This is a genomic window from Sorangium sp. So ce1014 (assembly GCF_051521505.1).
GTDB lineage: Bacteria > Myxococcota_A > Polyangia > Polyangiales > Polyangiaceae > Sorangium.
This window is the reverse complement of sequence record NZ_CP150356.1, coordinates 5072427-5097659: the sequence shown is the minus strand read 5'-3', so window position 1 is coordinate 5097659 and position 25233 is coordinate 5072427. Positions and strand designations below refer to the sequence as shown.

The window sequence follows — 25233 nt, the reverse complement described above, 5'->3', positions numbered from 1 at the left end:
GGGGGTCCGGACGGTCCGATCGAGAAATCCATCCGTCTGGCTTCTCGCCGGGGCGTGCGTGGGCTAGGGTGGGGGCGATGATTACCGTCGGCTGCGCCGGTTTCCCCGTCCCAGCGACGCGCTATTTCCGCGAGTTTATGTTCGTGGAGGTGCAGGAGACCCATGTGTCCCTTCCGGGACCTGGAACGATCCGGCGCTGGCGGCGCGAAGCTCCGGTCGGCTTTCGATTTGCCCTGCTCGGTCCGCGTGAGATCGGGCAGGAGGGGTTCAGGGACGGCAAGGTGATCGAGACGGCTCTCAAGAGCATCGAGGCCGTCGCCGACGAGCTCGAGGCGAAGAGCGCCGTCTTCGTCGGTCCCCCGGAGTTCACGCCGACGCGCGCGAACAAGGCCATCCTGCGCGAGTTCCTTGCCAGCGTGAAGAAGCGCTTCGAGCGCGTCGTCTTCGAGCCGCCGCCGGGGTGGGCTCCGGACGAGAGCGACGAGCTCACCCAGGAGGTCGGCGCCCTCGCCGCGCGCGATCCGCTGATCGCGGGGCTCTCGCGGCTGAAGGTCGCCTACTACCGCCTGCACGGCCCGGCGGGGCACAAGTCGCGCTACGAGGACCCGGCGATCGAGCGGCTCGCCGAGATCGCGCGCGGCGCGAAGCACGACGACGCGACGTACGTGTTCACGAACGTCGACATGTTCGCCGACGCGAAGCGCTTCAAGAAGGCGATGAAGATCTGACGCGGGCGCGCCGCGCGGGCGGCGCGCCCCGGCGGCGAGGCTCAGCGTCCGGCGCGCCGGGGAGCGGCGCTCCGGACGCGTGGCTCAGCGCTCGGCGCGCCGGAGGCGCAGGCGCTCCGGACGCGTGAACAGCGCCATGGCGACGCTCACGACCGCGGCGACGTACCACGGGATGTCCTTCACGGTCCCGTAGACAGTCTGCGCGCGCATGAACCGCGCCTCGCCGAGGAGCGATTGCTCCTTGAACGTGTCGCTCTGCACGACGACCCGGCCGACCGGGTCGACGATCGCCGAGACGCCGCTGTTCGTGGCGCGCACGAGGTAGCGGCGGTGCTCGATGGCGCGCATCTTCGCGAGCGCGAGGTGGATCCACGGCTCCGTCGAGTCGCCGAACCAGGCGTCGTTCGTGAGGTTGACGAGGAGGTCGGGGTCGCCCTCGGCGACCAGCTTGTTCACGAAGTGCGGCAGGATGTCCTCGTAGCAGATCATCGTCGCGATCCTGTGGCCGTCCCACTCGAGCGGGGCGAGCGACGTGCCGGGGCTGAACCGGCCCGAGTTCGGCGACAGCGTGTAGAGGTACGGGATCGTGTCGCCGAGCGGGAGGTACTCGCCGAACGCGAGCAGGTACTGCTTGTCGTACCGTCCGAGGATCTCGCCGTCCTTGCCGGCCATCAGCGCCGTGTTGAAGCTCACGCCGCGCTCGTTCCGGTCGGCCGGGAGCCGGTGGATGACCGTGCCGACCACGGTGGGCACGCCGAGGCGGCCCGTGAGCGACCGCTGGACCTCGGTCTTGTAGGCCGACTCGCGGAACGCCTGCGGCACGCCCGCCTCGCTCCACACGACGAGCCCAGCGCCCTGCTTCGCGAGCTCCTGGGTCCTCTTCAGGTGGATCTTGACCGCGTTCCGGCGGTCGAAGAGCGCGAGGTTCGGCTGGACGATGCCGATCTTGATCGGCTCGGCCGCGGCGACGGCCGCGTCCACGGCGCGCATCCGGACGAGGCCGTACACGGCGGCGAGGGCGGGGGCCGCGACGCCCACCGCGACGACCGCGCGGTTCAGCGGGCGGCCGGGCCGCGACGGGCCGGCGTCGCCGCCCGCCTCGCGCGGCGCGCGATCCAGCCAGAGCTTCACCATCTCGGCGATCGCGAGGTTCGCGGCGACAAGCACCAGCCCGACGAGGTAGGGGCCGCCGAGATCCGCGACCTGGCCCATCACCGGGGCGTTGTGGACCGAGGCGCCGTAGTACCAGGGGAAGAGCAGCGGATAGACGAGCTCGCTCGTCACGAACGCGAGCGCGAACGCCACGGCGCCCGGCCAGCCGCGCGCCTCGGCCCGCCCGTAGAGCCAGCCGCACAGGGCGATCCGTCCCGCCTGGTAGGCGCAGAGGATGGCCATGAAGACCGTGCAGAGGATCGTGGGGAAGCCGCTGAACACCCGCAGCATCTCGAGCAGCCAGTAGAAGCCGGTCATCGTCATGACGAAGCCGGCGATCCAGCCGAGCAGCGCCGCGCGCCGCGGCGTCTGTCCGCGCAGCGCCACGATCAGCGGGACGAGGCCGAAGAACGAGATCGGCCAGAGATCCATCCCCGGAAACCCGAGGAAGTAGAGGAAGCCGGAGAGCGCCGCGAGCCCGTAGGAGAGGCGCGCGGGCAGCGGCCGCGCCGCGCCGTCGGCGCTCGCGCGCGGGGCGCTCGCGCTGCCCGGCGCTTCCGGCCGAGGAAGGTGCTCGGCCGCTCCGCCTCCGACGTCGGCGGCCTCGCTCTCTTGCTGGTGCGCGGTCGTCATCGGGAGCGCCGGGGGAAGGGGAAGCAGCGCGCCGCGGCGAAGGCGCGGTGGAACCTGAAGGGGCCGGGCATGGCGCCCCCGTATTGGATGGGCGCCGCCGGTCGTCAACCCGCTCGGCGCTCGCCTGGCAACCCGCTCGGCGCGCGCGGGGACGAGCTCAGCACGACCGCAGGAACGAGCGCGGCGCAAGCGCGCGCTCCAAGCGGACGACCCGGGCACCGGCCGGGCCGGCGGACCCGGTCAGGCGGTGGAAAGTAACGCAGAACGTGCCTGACCCCCGTCGATCGCGACTACTATGCGCACGCAGAGCCCATGTCGAAGATACTTCACATCGAGGATGATCCCGCGAACCGCCTGCTCGTCCGCAAGCTGCTCCAGAGCGCCGGCTACGAGGTCGTCGAGGCCGCCGACGGGCTCGAAGGGGTGCGCCTTGCCTGCACGCTTCGCCCGGACCTCGTCCTCGTCGATCTGAACATCCCCGGCCTCGACGGGTTCGAGGTCACCCTGCGCCTGCGCGGCGAGGCGTCGCTCGCCGGCGTCCCCATCGTCGCGATCACCGCCGAGGGGGATCGGGACACGAGCCTCGCCGTCGGCTGCGACGGCTTCCTCCAGAAGCCGATCGACGCGCGCTCCTTCTCGGCGGTCATCGCCCGCTACCTCAGCGGCGCGCGCGAGGAGCTCCCCGCGTCGCAGGGGCCGCTCCGGCTGCGCGAGCAGAGCCAGCGCATCGTCGCCCACCTCGAGCAGAAGGTGGCCGAGCTCTCGCGCGCCAACGCCCGGCTCCGCGAGCTCGACGCCGCGCGCACCGAGTTCTACCGCAACATCTCGCACGAGCTCGCGACCCCGATGACCCCGATCGTCGGGTACGTGAAGCTGCTCGCCGACGAGGAGCTCGGCCCGCTCAACAAGGCGCAGAAGAAGGCGCTGCTCGCGATGGAGGACTGCGTTCGCAGGCTCCGGTCGCTCATCGACAACCTGCTCGACGTGACCGGCATCGAGACGGGCCGGATGCGCTTCATGCACTCGGAGTACGATTTCCTCGACACCACGCGGCGCGCCCTCGCGCAGGTGGCCGACCGCTTCGCCGAGGGGAAGGTGCAGCTCGTCGAGGACCTGCCGCGCGGCCCGCTCCCCGCCTGGGGCGACGCGGGCCGGCTGCAGCGGGCGATGATCCAGCTGTTCGAGAACGCCGCGAAGTTCACGCCGGCCGGCGGCACCGCGGGCGTGCGCGTCAGCGTGCTCCAGTCGGGGCACTACGAGCTCTGCGTCGCCGACACGGGGCCCGGGGTCAAGGCGGACCGCCTGCAGCGCATCTTCGAGCCGTTCTACCAGGTCGACGGCTCGGCCACGCGCGCCTACGGCGGCGTCGGCGTCGGGCTCGCGATCGCGCGGCGCACCGCCCGCGGGCTCGGCGGCGACCTGCGCGTCGTGTCGCCCAGCAACGAGGTGATCGAGGGCGAGACGCTCACCGGATCGGCGTTCTACCTGACCGTCGCCCGGCGCGCGCCCCTCCAGGACGACGGCAGCTCGCCGGGCCGGCTCGGCCCGCCCTCGTCGCCGCCCGCCGATCCGTAGTCGTCCTGATGCGCCCTGCCTCTCCGTCGCCGTCCTGATGCGCCCTGCCTCCAGCGTCATCTATCTCGACTGGAACGCCACGACGCCGCCGCACCCCGAGGTCCTGGCGGCGATGCAGGCCGCCGCCGAGGTGGCCTGGGCCAACCCGGCGAGCGTGCATGGACCGGGGCGGCGGGCGCGCGCGTTCGTCGAGCAGGCGCGGGAGGCGGTCGCCCGGCTGACCGGGTTCGACGCGCGCGACGTGACCTTCACCTCGGGCGGGACCGAGGCCAACAACCTCGCGCTCGGGCACGCCTTCGGGGACGAGGCCGGCGCGCTCGTGGTCTCGCGGATCGAGCACCCCTCGGTGACCCGCGCCGCGGAGGGGCTCGCCGCCCGCGGCGTGCACGTCGCCTGGGTCGATCCCGAGCCGTCCGGCCGGGTCGCGCCGGAGGCGATCGCCGACGCCATCGATCGGGCGGCAGCGGTCGCGCCCGTGCGGCTCGTGAGCCTCCAGGCGGTCAACCACGAGACGGGGGTCGTCCAGCCGGTCGCCGAGGCGGCGGCGATCGTCCACGCCCGCCGGGCGCGGCTCCACGTGGACGCCGTCCAGGCGGTGGGACGCCTCCCGCCGGAGGCGTGGGCCGGGGCGGATCTCGTGTCGGTTGCGGCCCACAAGATCCGGGGCCCGAAGGGGATCGGAGCGCTCGCGGGGCGGCCGGGCCTCCGGCTCCGGCCCGTCCTGCTCGGCGGCGCCCAGGAGCGCGGGATGCGGCCCGGGACACAGGACCCGCTCGCCGCGGCCGGCTTCGCCGTGGCCGCCGGGCGAGCGATCGACGCGCCCGCCCGGTACGCGGCGCTCGCCCCGCTCCGCGATCGCCTCGAGGCCGCGCTCACCCAGGTTGGGCGCGCGGCCGGCGCGGCGCCCCTCCGCAACGGGGACGGCGCGCGCGCCCCCCACGTCACGAACCTGTCCTGGCCCGGCTGGCGCGGCGACGAGCTCTGCGCCGCGCTCGACCTGGAGGGCGTCGCCGCGTCCAGCGGCGCGGCCTGCAGCGCCGGGACCGCCGAGCCGTCCCCGGTCCTCACCGCGATGCTCGGCCCCGAGCGCGCAGCCTCCGCCGTGCGCTTCTCGATCGGCGAGGACACGACCGAGACCGACCTGGCCGAGGCCGCGCTCCGGATGGCCCGCGTGCTCTCCCGCCTGCGGTCACTTCCAGCCCGAAGCTGAGCCGATCCAGCCGCTTACCGGGACCCCCCCGATTCTTGAACCATCCCTCGAGCCATTCCGGATAACCGCGCAGAGAAGGGTGAGTCCACAGGGGTAACCCTCCGCAGTGACTGAGCTTTTCGAGGGGGGTGTGGATTCTTTTTGTCGATCCATTGAATGGATCGAATCGGTCGTCTTCCTGCGAGCCTGTTCAGCAATGGAGGCGCTGCTCGAACCCACATCACACATCACGCGTATCCACGCAAATTTGTTACAAATTTTGCCTGGCTAAGGGTTTGACCTACGGCGTTCCCGGACGACCTCGCAGCGCGCGGTCGCACCGAGCCCAGACCGATTGCGCGCGCTCAAACGAGCGATATTCCCGTGAGGCTACGGGAATGCCTACGGCGCTGGTCGTACGGGCGCATGGCGCGCGGATCGCCGTGGTCGCCGGGCGGCTGGCGTCGCGGGGCGAGGGCTGCTGCCGGACTACGCGCGCGACGTGCGGCGCTGCCGGACGACTTCGTAGAGCGCGATCGCCCCGGCGACCGAGGCGTTCAGCGAGGAGATCGGGCCGGTCATCGGGAGCCGGGCCACGTGCTGGCAGACGCGGCGGACCGAGCGGCGCGTGCCCTTGTCCTCGGCGCCGATGACGATGCAGACAGGGCCGGTCAGGGGCAGATCGCCGAGCTCCACCGGGCCCTGGGCGTCGAGCGCGATCGCGGCGACGCCGCGGGCGGCGAGGGACTCCAGGGCGTCGGGCAAGGAGCGGACACGGCAGAGCCTCGCGTGCTCGATCGCGCCGGCGGAGGCGCGGAACGTCGCCGGCGTGAGCGGCGCCGAGCTGTGCTCGGGCCACAGGATGGCCCGCGCGCCGAGGGCGACGGCGCTGCGGATCACCGCGCCGAAGTTCTGCGGATCCATCACGCCGTCGAGCGCCACCGTGATCGTGCCGGCGCCGGGCTCGCCCTCCTCGACGACCGGGATCGCGTCGACCCCGACGATCTGGAGCTCGGGCGCCGACGCGACGGCGCCCTGGTGGCGGCCGCCGGCGCTGCGGCGATCGAGCTCGTTGCGGGGCGCGCGCTCGGTCGGGATGCCCTGGCCCTCCGCGAGGCGCGCGAGCGCGTCGAGCTTCGGGCCGCCGTCGCGCTGGACGAGGGCCCAGCTGACCCGCGCGCCGTGCGCGCGGATCGCCTCCCGGACCGGCTGAAGACCGTAGACGAGGCGGCTCACGTGCGCGGCGGGTGGAGCGTGTGCGCGATCTCCTGGACGATGGAGCGCGCGGTGGCGAGTGGATCGGCGGCGTCCCGGATCGGCCGGCCGACGACGAGGAGATCGGCGCCGGCCGAGATCGCGGCCGACGGCGTGGCGATGCGCTTCTGATCGTCGGCGCGCGCGCCGGCCGGGCCGGGGCCGAGGCGGATGCCCGGCGTCACGAGGAGCTCGCCCCGCCCGAGCGCCTGCCGCAGCGCCGGCACCTCCTGCGGGGAGGCGACGAACCCGTGGATGCCGGCGCCGCGCGCGAGCTGCGCCAGCCGGACCACGTGCTCCGAAGCGCTCCCCTGGACGCCCTGCGCGGCGAGATCGCCGTCGTCCAGCGACGTGAGCACGGTGACGGCGAGGAGGATCAGCTCCTGGGAGCGCGCCGCCTCCTGGGCCGCGCGCTTCAGCATCTCGGCGCCGCCGGCCGCGTGCACCGTCAGGTAACGGACCCCGTGCGCGGCGGCGCTCGCCACCGCGCGCGCCACCGTCTCGGGGATGTCGTGCAGCTTCAGATCGAGGAAGACGTCGAGGCCGAGCGACCTGCCGATCTCGATCGCGGCCGGCCCCTCGCGGACGAACAGCTCCAGGCCGACCTTGAGCACGCCGACCGAGGGAGCGACGCGGGTCGCCGCCGCCCTCGCCTCGTCCAGGGTCGCAAAATCGAGCGGGAAGACGAGCCTGCGGCGCGCCTCGTCGAGCGAGCTGCCGCCGAGGCTCGTCCGCTGCCTGACGGAGCCGGTGTTCGCCATTCGGTGTTCCCGTTCCGCGTCAGAGGCAGCTGCAGAGCGGATCGCCAGGGGCGCAGTTGCAGGGGGCCTTGGTGCCGCCGCCGCTCGCCGGCTGGCCGCCCGCGGCCGGACGCCCGCTGCCGCCGCCGCGGCGCAGCTGCTCCTGCTTCTGCTGCTCGGCCTCGAGCTGCTTCTGCAGGGCGAGGCGCGTCGCCTCGTCCTTGGCGCTCGAGAGCTGGTCGCGCAGCCCGGACATCTTGGACTCGGACTCCTTGAACTGCGCCTCGAGCCGCTTGTTCGCCTCCTCGAGATCGCGGGCCCGCGCGGCCTCGGCGGCGATGCGCGCCTCGTTGTCCTGGGACGACTTGACGGCGGCGACGGTGACGATGCCGATCACCAGCGCGCTGGCGATGGCGCCGCCGATGAGGAGCTTGCGCAGCTTGTTCTTCGACTCGTCCTGCTGCAGCGCCGCGAGCGAGCGCTCGTGGTGCTGCTGCGCGGCCATCGCCTCGAGCCGCGCCCGCTGCTCGGCCTCGACGCGCGCCTTCTCGATCTCGGCCTGCCGGATCGCCTCGAGCCGCGCCGTCTCCTCGCGGGAGCGACGCTCCTCGTTGCGACGGCGCTCCTCCTCGGTGCGAATGCGCAGCTCCTCGGCCTCGCGCGCGGCGCGCTCCGCCTCGACGCGCGCCTTCTCGGCGGCGGCGGCGGCGGCGGCCTTCTGGGCCTCTTCGGTCTTGATGCGATCCTCCTCGAGGTTCATCAGCTCCTTGAGCGAGAACAGGACCGAGCTTTCCTTCTGTTCCGACATGACCTCGTGGCTCCTTCGATCGAGCGCGTGCGGTTGGGCTACCAAGGGGCGGCGCGGAGAACCTGCAGGTCGCCCTGGGTGGGGCCACCGAGCAAGACGATTCTGACCCGCAGAGCGGCTTTCACGCAATTATTCGCGATCACCGCGACCCTCGCGATGTCGAGGAACCGCGGAACCGCCAGCCAGATTATCGCCGTGGTGCACCGCAGGTACCAGCGGAAATCGCAGCGCTCCGTCCCTTCCACGTCTCCACGTCCCCTCCACGTCCCTTCCACGTCCCCACGTCCGTTGCGCGCGCACCTGCCCACCGGCGCCGTCCTGCGTGTCCGCGCCACCGGGCGACCTCGACCGTCCAGAGAGGGTGCCTGGGGGACGCCCGAGCACGGACCGCCCGAGGCCGCGCCGCGCGCCACGGTCCCGTTGGATTCTCGGTGGCTCTCCGGTAGGTTCGCGCGCCCATGGCAAACGTCATCAAGGCGCACATCACCGGTACGGTCTGGAAGATCGAGGTCAAGCCGGGCGACAAGGTCGAAGAGGGGACCGTTGTCGTCATCCTCGAGTCGATGAAGATGGAGATGCCCGTCGAGGCCGAGGAGGAGGGGACCGTCGAGGAGGTCCTCGTCACCGAGGGGGCCTCGGTCACCGAAGGTGCCCCGCTGATCAGGCTGGCCTGACCGCCCGGGCCGACCCGCGTCCGCGTTTTCACGGACTTGCCCCGCGCCGGCGCGCGGCCGCCCCTCGCAAGGGCGGCCGCGGGGCTCGGCCACGGCGCCGATCACTCGCGCCAGAAGAATTTCCAGGGGTTGTGCTTGAGGTCGCGGGCGAGCTCCTGCAGGTCGTCGAACAGCTGCTCATCCATCACCAGCGCGCCCACCGTCCCTTTGCCGCGCTTGACGTGGGCGAGGACCGCCTGAGCGTCGGCGGTCGCCGACCTCGCTCTGCCCGCGATCTCGGCGATGTCGTCGAGCGTCTTCTTGATCTTCGCCTGCTCCGTCTCGCCGCCCACCGTGGTCGACAGCCGGCGCGCGTTGGCCAGCGTCTCGCGCGCGTCCGTCATGAGCGGCGGCAGATCGCGCGCGGCCGTGCTGCTCACCTGATCGGCGTTCGCGAGGATCCGGTCGATCTGCGGGTTGTGCACGTACTTCTGCCGGGCGTCCTTCACGAGATCCGTGCCGTCGAGGCTCATCTGCTCGACGTTCTCGGCGATGCGATCGAGCCGGTCCTGGTTCCGGTGCATGAACTCGCCGGTGCCCTTCAGCGTCTTCCGGAGCCCGTCGAACGCCTCGCCGACCTCCTCGCGGTGCTCGCGCATCGCCGTGACGGTCGCGTGCAGGAGCTCGTAGCCCTCGGCGAGGAGCATGTCGAGGCGCGGCGGATCCAGCCCCCGGACGACCGCGTTCGCGGGGAGCACCGGCCGATCGGTCGAGCCGGGCTCGATCGCGAGGAACTGCTCGCCGAGCACGCCCTGCGTCGTGACGTAGAACGTGGCGTTGTCGTGGATGCTCTGCTGGTAGCGCTCCTCGACGCGCAGCTGGATCCGCACGAGCGGCTCGCGCCTGCCGTCCTTGCCGAGCTGGCCGCCGCGGAAGTGGATCTCGCTGAGCTTGCCGACCTCCACCCCGGCGATCTTCACCGGCGCCCCGGTCTGCAGGCCGCCCGGGTTATCGAACTCGACGTAGAGGGAGTACTTCGGCTGAAAGTTGACTCCGCCCATCACGAGGATGAACGTGGCGAGGAGCCCGAGCGCCGTGAGTATGAGGATCCCGACCTTGACCTCGATCGATCGCGGGCTTGCCATGGGGTCTTCATCTTCTCCGATCTGCGGCGGGGAGGTGAGGGAAATAGGCCAGGATCCAGCTGCCCTGACGCATTGTTCTCGGCGCGCGTCGTGACGCTTCGCGCTGCCTTTGCCCTGACGCAACCGTACTTGCCTCCCAGGCCGCGATGATTTCGTTCCGAAATGTCAGAAAATCCTTTGGGCCCAAAGAGGTCCTCAAGGACGTCTCGTTCGACGTCGAGGACGGCGAGGTGTTCTTCATCATCGGGCAGTCGGGCGTCGGGAAGAGCGTGCTCATCAAGCACCTCGTCGGCCTGCTCTACCCGGACGGCGGAGAGATCTGGCTGGACGGCGAGGAGGTGAGCCGCTTCGACGAGGCCCGGATGTACCCGGTCCGGATGAAGTGCGCGATGGTGTTCCAGCACTCGACGCTGTTCGACTCGATGACGTGCGCCGAGAACGTCGCGCTCCCGCTCCGCAAGCACAAGGGGCTCAAGCCGAAGGAGGCGCTCGCGGAGGCGCGGCGGCGGCTCGAGCAGGTGCACATGCGCGAGTTCGGGGACCGCTTCCCGCCGGAGCTCGGCGACGGGATGCGCAAGCGCGTCGCCATCGCCCGCGCGCTCACGCTCGACCCGCGCTACGTGCTCTTCGACGAGCCGACCACGAGCCTCGACCCGGTGAGCGCGCGGCGCGTCGACAAGCTGATCCGCGAGCTGAGCGACACGCTCGGCGTGACGAGCATCGTCGTGAGCCATGATCTCGTGAGCATCTTCACGATCGCCGACCGCATCGTCATGCTCTATCAAGGGCTCGTCCGCCTGCTCGGAGATCGCGGGGGGTTCCAGGGCTCGCAGGACGCGATCGTCCAGCAGTTCATCACCGGGAGCGCCGAGGGGCCGATCGAGTGAGGCGCCGGGCGCCGCGCGGCGACGCGGGAGGCGGCCTGGCTAGCGGAAGATCAGGAAGGCAGCCGCCGAGATCAGCATGTTGAGGATGATGACGGCGAGCGAGGAGTTCACGACCGCGCGCGTCGTCGCCCAGCCCACGCCCTCGCTGCCGCCGAAGGTCGAGAGGCCGGAGTGGCCCGAGACGATCGGAATCGCGGCGCCGTAAGCCAGGCACTTGGCGAGGCCGGTCGCGAGATCGCCCGCGTCGACGAGGCTCACGTTCATGAACGTCTCGGGGCTCACGTCGAACATGCTGTAGGCGGTGACCATCCCCGTGGTGAACGCGACCGCGGCGCTCCAGACGATGAGGCACGTGGTCATGAGGAGGCTCGCGATGAACCGCGGCTTGATGAGGTAGTCGATCGGATCGGCCGCGCACATGCGGAGCGCGTCGACCTGCTCGGTCACCACCATCGAGCCGATCTCGGCGGCGATGCCCGCGCCGACCCGCGTGGCGAGCATCAGCGCGCCGATCGAGGCGGCGAGATCGCGGATGAGCAGCTCGAGGTAGGTCGCGCCCAGCATGGTCAGATCCGGGATGACCCGCTTCGCCTGCTGGCCGGCCTGGAAGACCATGATCATCCCGATGAAGCCCATCACGACCGTCAGGAAGAACAGCGATTTGTTGCCGATCTCGTACATCTGGACGAGCACGGCGCCCGGCTCGTGACGGCCCCTCGCGCAGTAGTAAAGTGTCCTTACAAATAACGAGTAGAGCTCGCGCGCCGACGCGAAGAGGGACAGCGCGGCGCTGCCGACCGCGGCGACGCCGGACGGCTCGGGCGCGAGATCCCGGAGCTCGCTCGAGGGGGGGCCCGCGCTCGCGCGGTCCGGGATGCTCGGGTGGGAGGGGGGCATGCGCGGCGCCGTCGATCAGTCGAGCGTGAACGAGACGAAGTAGTCGAGGATGAAGATGCCGGCGGCCGAGGCGACGACGGTCGCGTTGACGGCGCGGCCGACGCCGGGGGCGCCGCCGGTCACGCCGAGGCCGTACTGGCAGCTCGAGAGCGCGAGGACGACGCCGAAGACGACGCTCTTGACGAGGCCGCTCATGACGTCGCCGATGCCGAGGAGCCCGCTCGTGAGGCCGTTGTAGAAGACGGCCGGGGCGACGCCGAGCAGGAGATCGCCGGTGAAGGCGGCGCCGATCAGCGCGAGCGCGTCGGCGAAGATCACCGAGAGGAACAGCGTCAGCACCATCGCGAGGAAGCGCGGGGCGATGAGGAAGCTCACCGGGTCGATCGCGAGGACGCGGAGGGCGTCGATCTGCTCGGTGACGACCATGGTGCCGAGCTCGGCGGTGTTGTTGGCGCCGACGCGGCCGTTGATCATGAGCGCGGTGAGCAGCGGGGCGATCTCGCGGAGCGTGCCGAAGCCCGCGCCCCAGCCGAGCAGGCCGTGCGCGCCGAAGCGCTCGACCAGCGGCGCCGCCTGGATGACCATGATCGCGCCGGTGAAGAGCGCCGTCACGGCGACGATGGGCATCGACTTGACGCCCATCTTGTAGAGGTTGCGCATGAACTCGGCGCCGTCGACGCGGAGCGTGGCCACGCGCGTCGCGATCTGCCCCGCGAGCACGGCCATGCCGCCCACCGTGGCGGCGATCTGCAGGAACGTGGCGCCGACCTGGTGCACGCCGGTGGGCTCCTGCGCGATCGGCGCGCGCAGCCGCCTCGCGGGCGGCCCGCCGGGCGCGGGGAGCGCACCCGGGCCGCGCGCGGCGGTGCCTGGGCCAGCGGGAGACGTCATCGGAACAGGGAGCTTAGCCCAAGGCCCCCGGGGAGCGCGGCCCGATCCGCTGTGATCCGGCGTGCGCAGCGGCCCGGGCAGCTACCCAAGCAGGAGATCGTCCTCTATCTGAAAAGCGCATGCCTCGCTTCGAAGCCGTCCTGTGCGATGGCAAACGCGGACTTCCGCGCGTAATGCTGGCTCGTCTCACGCCGGAGGCCGCCGGAGGCCGCCGGAGGAGCGCCGGCCGAGGCGGGCGCCGCTGGTGACGACGTCCGGTCAACAGCGGATCGAGCCCGTGACGAAAAGAAAAACGGATCCCATGTCCGATCGCGCGCGCGCGCGCACCATGACAGGCGAGCTCCCGACTGGCCTGCTCGACGATGGCCGGACGTTCGCCGTCCTCTCCGCCGCGACGTTCGCGCTGAAGGCGATCTTCGTGAAGCTCGCCTACGCCGCGCACCCTATCGACGCGGTGTCGCTGCTCGCGCTGCGGATGGGCATCGCGCTGCCGTTCTTCCTGTGGCTCGCCCGGAGGGAGCGCGGAGAGGCCGCCGAGCCCATGACGCCCCGCCTCTGGGGGGGCGTGCTGCTCGTCGGGTTCCTCGGGTACTACTTGTCCAGCCTGTTCGACTTCATCGGGCTCACGTACATCAGCACCGGCCTCGAGCGCCTGATCCTGTTCGTGTATCCGACGCTCGTCCTCCTGATCGGCGCGGTGTGGCTGAAGCAGCCGGTGCGCGCCAAGGCCTGGGGCGCGCTCGCCGTGTGCTACCTCGGCCTCGCGGCGGCCGTCTGGCACGATCTCGTGCAAACCGGGGACACGCGGACCGTCGCCGTCGGCGGAGCGTGGGTGTTCGCGAGCTCGGTGACCTACGCGCTTTACTACATCGGAGTCGGCAAGCTCGCCTCCAGGGTCGGCTCGACGCGCCTCGCCGCGTACTGCGGGGCGACCTCGTGCCTGATGGTGCTGGCGCACTACGCGGCGACGGGGAGCCCCGCCAGGCTGGGGGAGATCCCGGCCTCGGTGTGGGGGTACGCGGCGGCGATGGCGACGATCAGCACGGTGCTCCCCATCGTCCTGCTCGCGGAGGCGATCCGGCGGCTCGGCGCGGGCCGGGCCGCGACGTTCTCGACGCTCGGCCCGGTGCTCACGATCGCCTTCTCATGGGTCATCCTGGGGGAGCCGTTCGCGTGGCAGCAGGTCGTCGGGCTCGCGCTCGTCGTGGGCGGCGTGACCTGGCTCGGCAAATCGCGCTGAGCTCGAGCCCGGCGCCCGCCGGCGCTCGCCCGTGAGGTCACCCGGCCGGCGTCGCGGGGTGAGGCTCCGGCGTGCCGGTGCCGAAGAACTCGCTCCGGACGCGCTCGCGCTCGCGCTCCACCTGCTCGGCCGTCGCGCCGAGCCGCACGAGGAGGCGCTCGGTCATCGAGAACGCGACCTCCGCCTCGCCGGTCACGACGACGTCCGCGCCCGCCTTCTTCAGCGCGGCCACCTCGCGCAGATAAAAGGCGCGGGCGAGGACGAACAGCCGCGGATTGATGCCCTTCGCCTGCTCGATCACCCCGTCTCCGGGCGCGCCCGCCGACGTGAACAGCAGGCTGTCGGCCTTCCCGACCCCGGCGCGATCGAGGATCTCCCGCTGCGTCGCGTCGCCGTAGATCGCGCGGATGCCCTGGTCCTGCAGCTGCTTCACCGTGTCGAGGTTGAGCTCGACGACCGTGGGCTCGATGCCGTTCTCCCGGAGCAGCCGCGTCAGCGTCCGCCCGACCGGGCCGTAGCCCACCACGACCGTGCGGTGCGCGGGCTCGTCCACCGGAGCGGCCTCGGCGACGGCGTCCGCCGCGGCGCCGCGCCGCAGGAAGAGCGCCGACGTCGACCGCGCAAGGCGATCCCGGATGCTGAAGAGCAGAGGATTCAGGGTGATCGACACGATCGACGCGACGACGAGCGCCTGCGAGGCCTCGTCCGGCACGATGCCAAGCTGCCGGCCGAGCGTCGCCAGGATGAACGAGAACTCCCCGATTTGCGCGAGCGAGAGCGCGACGGCGAAGGCGGTCTGGAGGGGGCGGCGGAGCACCACCACCACGAGGAGCGCGGCGAGGGGCTTGCCGATCAGCACGACCCCGAGCGTCGCCACGGCGACCGGCCAGCTCGCGACGAACTGCGTGGGGTCGAAGAGCATGCCGACCGAGACGAAGAACAGCACGGCGAACGCGTCGCGCATCGGGAGCGCCTCCGAGGCGGCGCGCGAGCTGAAGTCGGACTGGCCGACGACCAGGCCGCCCAGGAAGGCGCCGAGCGCCATCGACGAGCCGAAGAGCTTCGCCGAGCCGACGGCGACGCCGAGCGCGACGACGAGCACCGTCAGCGTGAAGAGCTCCCGCGAGCCGGTCTTCGCCACATACCCGAGCAGCGCGGGGATGACGCGCTGTCCGACGATGAAGACGAAGGCCACGAGCCCGGCGAGCTTCAGGACCGCGAGGCCCACGGATAGGGCGATCCCCGTCGCGCCCGCGTCGCCGCCCCCGCCCACCAGGGCGGGGAGCAGCACGAGCACGAGCACGGTGAAGACGTCCTCGAGCACGAGCCAGCCGATGGCGAGGTGGCCAGCGGGGGTGTGCAGGACGTGGCTGTCGCTGAGGACGCGCGTGAGCACGACGGTGCTCGCCACCGAGATGGCGATGCCGAAGACGACCGACGCGGCCCACGTCCAGCCCGCGGCGCGGCCGACCACGACCCCGAGCGCGGTGGCGACGGCGATCTGGATGAGGGCGCCTGGCACAGCGACCTTCCGCACGGCGAGGAGCTCGCGAACGTGGAACTGCATGCCGACGCCGAACATCAGCAGGATGACCCCGATCTCCGCGAGCTGGTCGGCGAGCCCCTTGTCCGCCACGAACCCCGGCGTGAACGGGCCGACGAGGATCCCGGCCAGCAGATAGCCGACGATGGGCGACAGCCTCAGGCGCTGGGTGATGAAACCGAACGCGAGCGCGGCGGTGAAGCCGCCCGTGAGCGTGAGGATGAGGTCGAGTTCGTGCGGCATTTCGGCACTAGTAGCGCTTCTCTTCACCGACCGCAGCCGCTACCGCGTGACGGGGCGCCGAAGGCCGTGCGACCTCGTCGGCCGCGCCGCGCGCGCCGAGCTCGCGCCCGCGCCGTGCTCGCCCCTACCCGACGACGCCGATCGCCTCGTACGCCTTGATGACGTGCGGCTCCTCCCTGGCCTTCGCGATCCACTCCTGCATCGCGGGGAGCCCCAGGATCGACGCCACGTAGCCGCGGGAGACCGGGTCGAGCTCGATCCCGTACGTGTCGAACCGCGTCGCGACCGGCGCGTACATCGCGTCGGCGATGCTGAAGCGGCCAAACAGGAACTCGCCCCCCTGGCCGAAGCGAGATCGACAGTCGCTCCAGATCGATTGAATGCGCGCGATGTCCTGCGACGCGGCCTCGGTGAGCGCCACGCCCTGGATCTTCCGCCGCACGTTCATCGGCAGCGCGGTGCGGAGGGCGGCGAAGCTGCTCACCATCTCGGCGCTCACCGCCCGCGCGACGGCGCGCGCGTCGCGCGCCTCCGGCCAGAGCTTCGCCTCGGGGAAGCTCTCCGCCACGTACTCGGCGATCGCGAGCGACTCCCAGATCGTGAGCGCACCGTGCTTCAAGGCCGGCACCTTGCCCGAGGGCGAGTGGCGCTGGATCTCCAGCGTGCGGACGCCGGGCGCCCTGAGCGGGATCAGCACCTCGTCGAGCTCGACACCGGCGTGCTTCAGGACGAGCCAGGGCCGGAGCGACCACGACGAATAGGACCTGTTTCCAATATAGAGAGTGAGCTCAGCCATGTGCAGAGCCTACCACCGTCGCCCCCCCCGGGCGGCAGCGCGCCCGGCGCATCACCCCGCCGGCTCGTCCCCGAACACCTCGCTCGCCAGCGCCTCCACCGCCATGCGCACCGCCTCGTCGCTCGTGTGGCGCACCCGGAAGCCCAGCGCCGCCAGCTTGCCCGGATCCATCCGCGAGACCGGCACGTCGCCGGGCCACCCGCGCTCGCCGCCCTGATAGCGGATCACCGCGTCGGGATAGGGCGACGCCGCCACGCACAGCTCCGCGATGCGGGAGACGCGGGTCGCGTCCTCGGGCGCGAGGTTGAAGAGGTTCAGCCGCTCTCCGGCCCGGTCGAAGCCGAACAGGATGCCCTCCGCGCAGTCCCGGACATCGAGGTACGGCTTCGACTGGCGCCCGTCGCCGAGCACCTCGAGCTCCGTCCGAAGGGCGCGCAGCTTCTTCAGGAAATCGAGCGCCGCGCCGTGCGTCCCGCGCGGCCCGACCACGTTGCCGAAGCGGTAGATCCACGCGGTGAGGCCGAAGCACTCGACATAGGCGCTGATGAGCGCCTCGCCCGCGAGCTTGCTCGCGCCGTAGAGCGAGATCGGCAAGGCGCCGAGATCGCCCTCGGCGCACCGCCGCGCCGTGTCGCCGTAGACCGTCCCGGAGGACGAGAAGATCAGCCGGCCCACCCCCGCGCGGCGCATCGCCTCGAGCACGTTGTACGTCGCGATCGTCCCCTGATCGAGGTCGAGCCGCGTCCGCGCGAGCCCCCAGCGCGCCTCCGGGTTCGCCGCGAGGTGCACGACGAGGTCGTGGCCCGCCATGGCCTCGGTGAGGCGATCCAGATCGAGGGCGTCCGCCTCGACGAGCGTCGCGCGCCCGGAGGCGAGGTGCGAGGCGACGAACGCGCGGCGCCCGACCGAGAGGTTGTCGTACAGCGTCACGGGGCCGCGCTCGACAAGGCGATCCGTGAGGTGGCTCCCGATGAACCCGGCGCCGCCGACGACGAACGACCTGAGCCCGGTCATCGCCCGCCTCCCGCGGCCAGGCGCTCGACCCGCGCCGCGAACTGCAGACGATCCTGCGTCACGAGACGGAACGGCATGTCGTGGATCCTGAGCGGCCAGTCGAGGCCGGTGATGCGCCCGCCAGCGCCGCGCACGAGCTCGGCGAGCTCGCCCGGCGTGAAGTAGGTGCCGCGCACCTCGACGCCCGGCGCGGCGTTCCCGACGAGATCCATCCAGAGCAGGACCTTCTCCGAGACCGGGCCGAACCGGAAGTGATCCTTGAGCGCGACGACGCGCGACGCGACCCGGAGCGCCTCCGCGAGCAGCGCGCCGGGGCGCGCGCAGTGGTGCAGCACGTCGGCGAGGAGCACCGCCTCGAACGCCCCGTCGGGGAAGGGGAGGCGCTCGCCGTCGTACGCGACGACCGGCAGCGCCGCCCCGGGGCGCGCCTTCACGTCCACGCCGACGACGCGCTGCGCGCCCACCCGGCGCGCGACCTCGAGCGCGACCGTGCCGTCGCCCGCGCCCACGTCGAGCAGCGACGCCGCGCGGCCCACCTGCGCGGCCAGCGCCCGCGCGACGCGGCCCACGCGAGGCACGTGGACCAGGCGATGATGCAAGGAGAACAAGCCGCGCGCGAGGACCGTCATTCCACATCCGAGCCCCCGCGCCGCACGCGCCGGAGAGCCGCGCCACGCTAGTCGAGCGCGCGAGGACCGGCAACGCCCGGGGCCACGCCGCGCTCGACGAGCGTGACACGGGCCGCCTCTAGCGCGCGGGGGAGCCGGGAGGCCGTGGCCAGACAGGACAGCGGTAAGATCGCGAAAACAACACCTCTCCAGGACGACCGGCAAGGTGCCCTGGACTCCGGGGCTGGCGCGCTCCCGCGGCGGCGACAGAGGCCGACGGCGCGTATCTCGTTATGCCCGAACCGAAAGGAGAGCTGCCGTGAAACAGCCACTCTTCCAGGGTCTACGATAATGACGTTGTGAGGCTCGCTCCCAGAGCCGTTCTCGCCCCGCTCGCGCTTGACCGATTCGCGCCATCGAACATAGCTGACTCGATGATCGGCACGCGCGGAAAAGGGCTCATGAAAGCTGGTGTGCGCTGGTTCGGTCTGGCCTCCATCTACATCGCTCTTTCAGGGTGCAGCGGAGAGTCTGGAGGCGAGGCGACGGGCCAGAACACCGCCCCTCCGGACGGCGCAGAGGCGGGCGAGGCGACGTTCGCGCCGGATGAGCCGACGGAGCTCTGGTTCGTGGAGCTCGAGCGCGCGCCGGCCGCGAGGAGCGGCGGGGGGGCGCGCGTCAAAGGCCTCGCGGGCGAGGAGCGGGAGCGCTTCCGGCGCGCGGCCGAAGAGCGCGGGCTCCGGTACAGAGTACGATTCTCGTTCGAGGAGCTCTGGAACGGCCTCTCCGTCCGCGTCGCGCGCGGGGGCTCCGCCGCGCTCTCCGAGATGCCCGGGGTCAAGGCCATCTACCCCGTCGTGCCGGTGGAGCTCGACACGACGCGCGCCGTGACCTCGGTCGACCCGGACCTCGCCGTCGCGAGCGACATGTCGGGCGCGGACCTCGTGCGCCGTGACCTCGGCGTGACCGGCGCGGACATCCGCGTCGGCGTGATCGACAGCGGCGTCGACTACCATCACCCCGATCTCGGCGGCTGCTTCGGGCCGGGCTGCCGCGTGGCGTTCGGCCACGATTTCGTCGGCGACGACTTCGTCGCCGGCGACGCGAGCAAGCAGCCGGCGCCCGACGGCGACCCCGACGATTGCCTGGGCCACGGCACGCACGTCGCCGGCATCATCGGGGCGAACGGGATCGTGCAGGGCGTGGCGCCGGACGTGACCTTCGGCGCCTACCGCGTGTTCGGCTGCCGCGGCGGCTCGCGCTCCGACATCATCGTCAAGGCCATGGAGCGGGCCGCCGACGACGGGATGCACGTCGTCAACATCAGCATCGGAACGCCGTTCCAGTGGCCGGACTACCCGACGGCGATCGCGGCGAACGCGCTCGTCGCGCGCGGCGTCGTGGTCGTCGCGTCGATCGGCAACAGCGGCGAGAAGGGGCTCTGGGCCGCGGGCGCGCCCGGCGTGGGCGAGGCGGTCATCGGCACCGCGTCCGTCGACGGCACCCGCGTGACCCGCCTGTCGTTCACCGTGGCGCCTGGCGGCGCGGCGATCGGCTATGCGCGCGCGGTCGGGAGCCCGCCCCCGCCGCTCTCGGGGAGCGCCCCGCTGGAGCGCACCGGGACGCCCACCAGCGCGCGCGACGCCTGCGACGAGCTCCCCGCGGGCAGCCTCGCAGGCAAGATCGCGCTCGTCCGGCGCGGCGGCTGCCCCTTCCACCAGAAGGCCGCGCGCGCGCAGGCCGCAGGCGCGGCCGGCGTCGTGATCTACGACGACAGGGCCGGGGTGATGAGCCCGTCGGTCGAGGCGGGCGGCTCGATCACCATCCCTGTCGTGGGGATCGCGCAGGCCGACGGCGAGCTGCTCAACGCGCGCCTCGACGCGGGGCCGCTGACCCACAGCTGGACCGACCGGGCCGTGGCCGCGGAGAGCAGCACCGCGGGCCTCATCTCCGGCTTCAGCTCGCACGGCCTGAGCGCGACGCTCTCCTTCAAGCCGGACCTCGCCGCGCCCGGCGGGGCGATCTACTCGACGATCCCGGTCGAGCAAGGCTCGTACGACACGCTCAGCGGCACGTCGATGGCGGCGCCGCACGTGGCGGGAGCCGTCGCGCTCCTGCTCGACGCGCGCCCGGAGCTCTCCGCGCCGCGCGTGCGCGACGTCCTGCAGAACAGCGCCGTCCCCGCGCCGTGGAGCGGCGATCTGAGCGCCGGGGTGCCCGAGAGCGCGCACCGGCAGGGGGCGGGGGTGATCCGCGTCGACCGGTCGATCCGCGCGAGCACCGTGATCAGCCCCGGCAAGCTCGCGCTCGGCGAGAGCGAGGCCGGCCCCGCAGCGCGCACGCTGACGCTCGAGAACGCGAGCGGGCACGACGTCACTTACGACCTGTCGCACGCGCCGGCTGCGTGCGCGACCGGGCGCGATCACTGGAGGCCGGCGAGCGCGACGACCGGCGCCGCGCGCGTCGACTTCGGCGCCCAGAGCGTCACCGTGCCGGCCCGCGGGAAGGCGACCGTCTCCGCCACCATCAAGGCGAGCGACGCGCTCCCGGACGGCAGCCTGTTCGGCGGCTACCTCGTGTTCACCCCGCGGGGCGGCGCGACCGACGGCGCGCTGCGGGTGCCGTACGCGGGCTTCAAGGGCGATTACCAGAGCGTGCCCGTCCTCAAGCCGTCGGGCCAGGAGGCGCCGTGGCTCGGCCAGCTGAGCGGGACGCGCATGACCCCGCAGCGGAGCGGCGCGACCTTCACGCTGGCGTCCGGCGACATCCCGTACGTGATGGTCCACCTCGATCACGGCGCCGAGCGTCTGACCCTGGACATCATCGAGGCCGCGACCGCGAAGCCGTGGGGGCGCGCGCTTTCGCTCTCGCGCGTCGGTCAGAGCGCGTCGACGACCGCGTTCACGCGGTACGGGTGGAAGGGCACGACGAAGCTGAACGGGCGGGCGACGGTCGTGCCGGACGGGGGCTATCGGATCAAGCTCCGCGCGCTCAGGGCGCTCGGGGATCCGGGCAACGAGGCGCACTGGGACACGTGGACGTCGCCTGTCGTCACCCTCGACCGGCCATGAGGGGCGCGCTCACGGCGCCTTGTAGACGAGCACCGGCCAGAGCCGACGAACGACGCGCACGAGCTCGCGCTGCGCCCGCATGACCGCGCCGATGTCCTTGTAGGCCGAGGGCGCCTCCTCGCGCAGCTGGTCGGCGAGGCGATGATCGAACCACACGCCATCGGCCTCTCGCAGGAGCTGCCGCGCGCCGATCCGGCGGCGAGCCTCGCCCCGCGGCAGCGCGCGCCCGGCGCCGTGCGCTGACGAGCCGAGCGCCTCGGGGTGGCCGCGCCCCTCCACGTGGAAGGTCGGGCTCCCCATCGAGCCGGGCACGACGCCTAGATCTCCCGCGAGGAGCCCCATGGCGCCCTTGCGGTGCACCCAGAGCGCGCGTCCGCCGTGCTCCTCGCGCCGGACGTGGTTGTGATCGACCTCCATGCGCGACGGCGCGTCGGCCTCGACGCCGAACAGCTCGGCGAAGAGCGCCGCGGCCGCGGCCACCATCCGGCCGCGGCTCGCCCGCGCGTACGCCGCGGCCCAGGCCGCGTCGGCGAGGTACGCGCGCCCGGCCTCGCTGTCGGCCTCGAGGAAGCGAACCCCCGAGGGATCGCGCGCCGCGAGCGCCTCGTGGTGCTGCCGGATCGCCGGCCCCATAGCGCGCGAGCCGCTGTGGAGGAGCAGCCACAGCGCCCCCTCCTCGTCGCGCTGCACCTCCAGGAAATGGTTGCCCCGGCCGAGCGTGCCGAGCTCCATCCGGCCGTCGCGGCGCTTCATCGCCTCGAGCCGAGGCGCGCCGAGCCGCGCCTCGGCGAGCTCGTCCGGCAGCGACGGGGCGCTGGCGGCCGCGTGCAGGACGTGCGGGACGCGGCGGTACAGCGCCGAGAGGAGCCGCGCCGCGCGGTCGCGATCCGCGAGCAGATCGGCGTCCGCGTGGAGCCGCAACGCGACCATGCCGCACCCGATGTCGCCGCCGACCGCCGCCGGCAGGAGGCGGCGGGTCGTGGCGGTCACCGTGCCGACGCACACGTCGTCGGCCACGTGCGCGTCGGGCATGACCGCGATGTGCGCGACGTCCTCGGTGCGCGCGAGCCGCGCGAGCGGCGCGTCGAGCGCCGCGTCCGCGCCGTCCGGGAGCCACGCGGCGATGCGCGCGCTCACAGCTCTCCCTCCGGCGGCAGCACCTGGAAGGCGAGCGTCGGCGCGCGCTTGCGCGTGATCGCTCCCGCCACCTCCGCGCGCACGTAGCCGGCCACCCGCTCCAGCCGCGCCGCCGCCACGTCCGGCGGCGTGCCCGGCCTGACCTGCACGACCACCGCGAGCCGGCTCGCGTCGGGCGCCGGCTCCACCTCCACCACCCAGACGTCCTGCAGGACGTCATCGTGGAGCGCGGCGAGCGCGTCGCTCACCGCCTCCTGCACCTGACGGCAGAGCTGGCGCTCCTTGCGCTGCGCCTTCCGCGCCGCCGTCCCACCGAACAACGAACCTGCATCCACGACGGAGCGCGCGCCTTCGCCGCTCCGCGATCGATCTTTGCCCATGCCATGCTCCCGAGGGCGCGGCGACACACCAACGCGTCGGCCGCGCTGTTTCCAGCGACACGCGAGATGAGCTCGGGGATGTGAGCCTCGCTGGCGCGCTCAGCGGCGCGTCAGACCGAGGCTCGTCGACGCAATCGGGTGCATGGCGGGCCTCCTTCGCCGCGCAGGGTGCACGAGCGAGGGCAGGCGCGCAAGGCGCGCCGTGCGCGCCTGCCTCTCCGGCGCTCGGAGGTCCGGCCGTCCCTGGCCGGACCTCTGGCGGGCGGAGCTAGGTGGCCTGGCGATAGGTCTGCGCGGCGCACTGACGCTCGGCGACCTTCGCGGCGTAGCCGAGCAGCCGGCGCGTGATGACCCGCGTGAGCGGCGCCGTCAGGGCGTCCCAGAGGAACAGCTGCCGCCGCGTCCGCGTGTCGGTCGCGCGGATCCGCACCTCGTACGAGAGCATCGTCCGGCGCTGGCCGTAGGGCGTCACGACGAAGCTGGCCGCCGCCTTGATGTGCCCGGGGCAGTCGAACGCCTTGAACTCGGCGGCGCTCCGCCTCGCGTACAGGCTCTCCGTGCTCATCGGGCGCGCGATGGCGCCGACGGCGATCTCGGAGCCTTCCTTCTCGGCGAGCTTGATCTGGCCGTAGTCCTCGACGTTCTGGAGCGACACGCGCGCGGGCGCGGGCAGCGGCGCGAGGCGGAGCCTGCTCCGGGCGCGGCGCGCTCCGGCCACGCGGAGCGCGAGGGCCGCGCGCAGCAGGAGAGAGCGGCTCCTCGCGAAATCCAACCTCTTCAGCGCGGCGTACGTGACCTCCGGCGTCGCCATGATCACGATTTCCTCGTTCACGACGATGTCGGCCTCTGGCAGGAAAGACTCGAGCAGCGTCGGGCCGGCGGCGCAGCGCAGCTGGCCTTCGAACGAGCCCTCCGTCACGGTCTGTCCCTCCCCCTGTCGGATCACACCCTGTTCTGTCGAGATGTTCTGCATGGCGAGCTACCCCCTGCGACGATTCATTGGGGTAGCCTCGACGGATCGCCAGCAGGCGCCTCCTGCTCCCGGCGATGGGCGGGCGGAGCACGTCCTGCGGCGAAACCCGACGAGAGACATTGACGCTACGATGGGAATCACGACAAAATCCCTGTGCTCTCGATGAAAGAAGAGCCGCCAGGACACCGAGGACGCCAGGAGAGTTGAGAGTTCTCATTCTCTCTCCTGGCGTCACTGGCGCCCTGGCGGCGCATCTCCTTCTTGACCGAGCACCGCTCGTGGGCGGAGCCGGGGCTCAGCCCCTCGCGCGCCGGGAGGACTCCGCCATGCGGTGGGCGATGCGGAAGGCCATCTCCAGCGACTGGCGGTAATTCAGCCTCGGATCGCACAGGCTCGCGTAGCGCAGGTCGAGATCGGACTCCGTGAGGCCCGCCCCGATGCACTCGGTGACATCCTCGCCCGTGAGCTCGAAGTGGACGCCGCCGAGGTGGGACCCGAGCGCCTCGTGCACCTCGAAGCTCGCCTCGATCTCGGTGAGGATGTCCTCGAAACTTCGTGTCTTGATCCCGCCGGCCGTCGTCTGGGTGTTGCCGTGCATCGGGTCGGACATCCAGAGCACCTTGCGCCCTGCCGAGCGCACCGCCTCGATGAGCGCCGGGAGCCCCTCGCGCACGCGGCCCGCGCCCATGCGCACGATGAGCATGATCTTGCCCGGCTCGTCCGCCGGGTTCAGCCGGTCGAGGAGGCGGATCAGCTCGCCGGGGAGCGTCTTCGGGCCGAGCTTGATGCCCACCGGGTTCTGGATCCCGCTGAAGAACTCGACGTGCGCGCCGTCAGGCTGCCGCGTGCGCTCGCCGATCCAGGGCAGGTGGGTCGTCAGGTCGTAGTAGCCGGGACGGCGCGCGACCTTCCGCGTCTGCGCCGACTCGTAGTGCAGGTTGAGCCCCTCGTGGCTCGTGAAGAACTCGACCCGCGACAGCTCCCCGACAGGCACCTCGGCGAGCGCCTCCATGAACCGGAGAGCCTCCCCGACCTGATCGGTCATCCGCTGGTAACGCTCGCGCAGCTCGCCGGGCAGATCGGCCCGCTCGAGGAAGCTCAGATCCCAGTACTCCGGGTGGTGCAGATCGGCGAAGCCACCCTCCGACAGGGAACGGATGAAATTCAGGGTGAGCCCCGCATGCTGGTATCCCGCGATCATCAGGCCCGGATCCGGGCGGCGGGCGGCGGCCTCGAAGGGAGCACGGTTGATGAGATCCCCGAAATAGCTCGGCAAGCTCACGCCGTCGCGCGTCTCGACCTGGCTGGATCGCGGCTTGGCGTACTGCCCGGCGAAGCGCCCGAGGCGAACGACCGGCCGGCGGGCGCCGTGCACCAGCACGAGCGACATTTGCAGCAGGATTTTCAGCTTGTTCGTGACGATGTTCGGGCGGCAGTCGTCGAGCGTCTCCGCGCAGTCGCCCCCCTGCAGCACGAACCGGTGGCCGAGCTGCGCCTGGGCCAGATGGCCTTTGAGCCGCTCGACCTCCCACGAGGTCACGAGCGGCGGCAGCCCCCGGAGCCTCTCGACGACCGCCTCGACAGCGTCGGAATCGTCATAAGGGAGCGGCGCTGCGTTGGGACGCTCACGCCATGAATCTGGCGACCAGGATTGAGCAGGAACGTACATGAGTTGA

The 25233-nt window shown here is 72.1% G+C and carries 22 protein-coding genes; 7 read left to right on the top strand and 15 right to left on the bottom strand.

Annotated elements, in window-relative coordinates:
* Window positions 1-77: 77 nt before the first annotated feature.
* Complete coding sequence (locus WME75_RS19360; RefSeq protein ID WP_437492929.1) at window positions 78-728, top strand: DUF72 domain-containing protein; 651 nt, start codon at window positions 78-80, stop codon at window positions 726-728.
* An 84-nt stretch (window positions 729-812) separates the two neighbouring features.
* On the opposite strand, the gene lnt is transcribed toward WME75_RS19360, so the two are convergent.
* Window positions 813-2513 (bottom strand): apolipoprotein N-acyltransferase, encoded by a 1701-nt coding sequence (gene lnt / locus WME75_RS19355; protein ID WP_437492927.1) that lies wholly within the window; start codon window positions 2511-2513, stop codon window positions 813-815.
* 312 nt (window positions 2514-2825) lie between these two features.
* Between lnt and WME75_RS19350 the strand changes: the two genes are divergently transcribed.
* Both WME75_RS19350 and WME75_RS19345 read left to right on the top strand, forming a co-directional pair.
* A complete protein-coding gene (locus WME75_RS19350) occupies window positions 2826-4088 on the top strand; it encodes a hybrid sensor histidine kinase/response regulator (protein WP_437492925.1) in 1263 nt (420 codons plus the stop codon).
* A gap of 37 nt (window positions 4089-4125) precedes the next feature.
* On the top strand, window positions 4126-5298 hold the full coding sequence (locus WME75_RS19345; protein ID WP_437492923.1) for a cysteine desulfurase family protein: 1173 nt from the start codon (window positions 4126-4128) through the stop codon (window positions 5296-5298).
* Window positions 5299-5766: 468 nt separating this feature from the next.
* Here WME75_RS19345 and WME75_RS19340 read toward each other — a convergent pair whose 3' ends face one another.
* The 3 genes from WME75_RS19340 to WME75_RS19330 are packed head-to-tail and all read right to left on the bottom strand — an operon-like array spanning window position 5767 to window position 8079.
* On the bottom strand, window positions 5767-6513 hold the full coding sequence (locus tag WME75_RS19340; protein WP_437492921.1) for a TrmH family RNA methyltransferase: 747 nt from the start codon (window positions 6511-6513) through the stop codon (window positions 5767-5769).
* Window positions 6510-7292 carry an orotidine-5'-phosphate decarboxylase gene (gene pyrF, locus WME75_RS19335; RefSeq protein WP_437492920.1) on the bottom strand — a complete coding sequence of 261 codons (783 nt, stop codon included), beginning with the start codon at window positions 7290-7292 and terminating at the stop codon, window positions 6510-6512. Before pyrF ends, WME75_RS19340 begins: the two co-directional genes overlap by 4 nt.
* A gap of 19 nt (window positions 7293-7311) precedes the next feature.
* On the bottom strand, window positions 7312-8079 hold the full coding sequence (locus WME75_RS19330) for a hypothetical protein (RefSeq protein ID WP_437492918.1): 768 nt from the start codon (window positions 8077-8079) through the stop codon (window positions 7312-7314).
* 458 nt (window positions 8080-8537) lie between these two features.
* Here WME75_RS19330 and WME75_RS19325 point away from each other — a divergent pair, with 458 nt between their 5' ends.
* Window positions 8538-8753 (top strand): acetyl-CoA carboxylase biotin carboxyl carrier protein subunit, encoded by a 216-nt coding sequence (locus WME75_RS19325; RefSeq protein WP_437492916.1) that lies wholly within the window; start codon window positions 8538-8540, stop codon window positions 8751-8753.
* 101 nt (window positions 8754-8854) lie between these two features.
* Here the strand turns inward: WME75_RS19325 and WME75_RS19320 are convergent, their stop codons facing one another.
* Window positions 8855-9877 (bottom strand): MlaD family protein, encoded by a 1023-nt coding sequence (locus WME75_RS19320; RefSeq protein ID WP_437492914.1) that lies wholly within the window; start codon window positions 9875-9877, stop codon window positions 8855-8857.
* A 146-nt stretch (window positions 9878-10023) separates the two neighbouring features.
* Between WME75_RS19320 and WME75_RS19315 the strand changes: the two genes are divergently transcribed.
* A complete protein-coding gene (locus tag WME75_RS19315; RefSeq protein WP_437492912.1) occupies window positions 10024-10764 on the top strand; it encodes an ABC transporter ATP-binding protein in 741 nt (246 codons plus the stop codon).
* Between the two features lie 39 nt (window positions 10765-10803).
* Here WME75_RS19315 and WME75_RS19310 read toward each other — a convergent pair whose 3' ends face one another.
* Both WME75_RS19310 and WME75_RS19305 read right to left on the bottom strand, forming a co-directional pair.
* Window positions 10804-11661 carry an MlaE family ABC transporter permease gene (locus WME75_RS19310; RefSeq protein WP_437492910.1) on the bottom strand — a complete coding sequence of 286 codons (858 nt, stop codon included), beginning with the start codon at window positions 11659-11661 and terminating at the stop codon, window positions 10804-10806.
* Window positions 11662-11676: 15 nt separating this feature from the next.
* Window positions 11677-12552, bottom strand: a complete 876-nt coding sequence (locus WME75_RS19305) for an MlaE family ABC transporter permease (RefSeq protein ID WP_437492908.1) — start codon at window positions 12550-12552, stop codon at window positions 11677-11679.
* Window positions 12553-12853: 301 nt separating this feature from the next.
* Here WME75_RS19305 and WME75_RS19300 point away from each other — a divergent pair, with 301 nt between their 5' ends.
* Window positions 12854-13792, top strand: coding sequence for a DMT family transporter (locus WME75_RS19300; protein WP_437494868.1), 939 nt, complete (start codon window positions 12854-12856; stop codon window positions 13790-13792).
* Between the two features lie 37 nt (window positions 13793-13829).
* On the opposite strand, the gene WME75_RS19295 is transcribed toward WME75_RS19300, so the two are convergent.
* From WME75_RS19295 to WME75_RS19280, 4 genes are all read right to left on the bottom strand, one after another.
* Window positions 13830-15578 (bottom strand): cation:proton antiporter, encoded by a 1749-nt coding sequence (locus WME75_RS19295; protein WP_437492906.1) that lies wholly within the window; start codon window positions 15576-15578, stop codon window positions 13830-13832.
* A 124-nt stretch (window positions 15579-15702) separates the two neighbouring features.
* Window positions 15703-16374: a glutathione S-transferase N-terminal domain-containing protein gene (locus WME75_RS19290; RefSeq protein WP_437492905.1), complete on the bottom strand. Its 672-nt coding sequence runs from the start codon at window positions 16372-16374 to the stop codon at window positions 15703-15705.
* 51 nt (window positions 16375-16425) lie between these two features.
* Window positions 16426-17388 carry an NAD-dependent epimerase/dehydratase family protein gene (locus tag WME75_RS19285; protein WP_437492903.1) on the bottom strand — a complete coding sequence of 321 codons (963 nt, stop codon included), beginning with the start codon at window positions 17386-17388 and terminating at the stop codon, window positions 16426-16428.
* Window positions 17385-18017, bottom strand: a complete 633-nt coding sequence (locus WME75_RS19280; RefSeq protein ID WP_437492901.1) for a class I SAM-dependent methyltransferase — start codon at window positions 18015-18017, stop codon at window positions 17385-17387. The genes WME75_RS19285 and WME75_RS19280 overlap by 4 nt, the downstream gene beginning before the upstream one ends.
* A 440-nt stretch (window positions 18018-18457) precedes the next feature.
* Here WME75_RS19280 and WME75_RS19275 point away from each other — a divergent pair, with 440 nt between their 5' ends.
* Complete coding sequence (locus WME75_RS19275; protein ID WP_437492900.1) at window positions 18458-21067, top strand: S8 family serine peptidase; 2610 nt, start codon at window positions 18458-18460, stop codon at window positions 21065-21067.
* A gap of 9 nt (window positions 21068-21076) precedes the next feature.
* Here WME75_RS19275 and WME75_RS19270 read toward each other — a convergent pair whose 3' ends face one another.
* The 4 genes from WME75_RS19270 to WME75_RS19255 form a co-directional block, all read right to left on the bottom strand.
* Window positions 21077-22204 carry an RtcB family protein gene (locus WME75_RS19270; RefSeq protein WP_437492898.1) on the bottom strand — a complete coding sequence of 376 codons (1128 nt, stop codon included), beginning with the start codon at window positions 22202-22204 and terminating at the stop codon, window positions 21077-21079.
* A complete protein-coding gene (locus WME75_RS19265) occupies window positions 22201-22584 on the bottom strand; it encodes a ribosome-binding factor A (protein ID WP_437492896.1) in 384 nt (127 codons plus the stop codon). The genes WME75_RS19270 and WME75_RS19265 overlap by 4 nt, the downstream gene beginning before the upstream one ends.
* A 268-nt stretch (window positions 22585-22852) precedes the next feature.
* Complete coding sequence (locus WME75_RS19260) at window positions 22853-23503, bottom strand: hypothetical protein (RefSeq protein ID WP_437492895.1); 651 nt, start codon at window positions 23501-23503, stop codon at window positions 22853-22855.
* Window positions 23504-23852: 349 nt separating this feature from the next.
* Window positions 23853-25226 carry a 3-deoxy-7-phosphoheptulonate synthase class II gene (locus WME75_RS19255; RefSeq protein ID WP_437492893.1) on the bottom strand — a complete coding sequence of 458 codons (1374 nt, stop codon included), beginning with the start codon at window positions 25224-25226 and terminating at the stop codon, window positions 23853-23855.
* Between the last annotated feature and the right edge of the window lie 7 nt (window positions 25227-25233).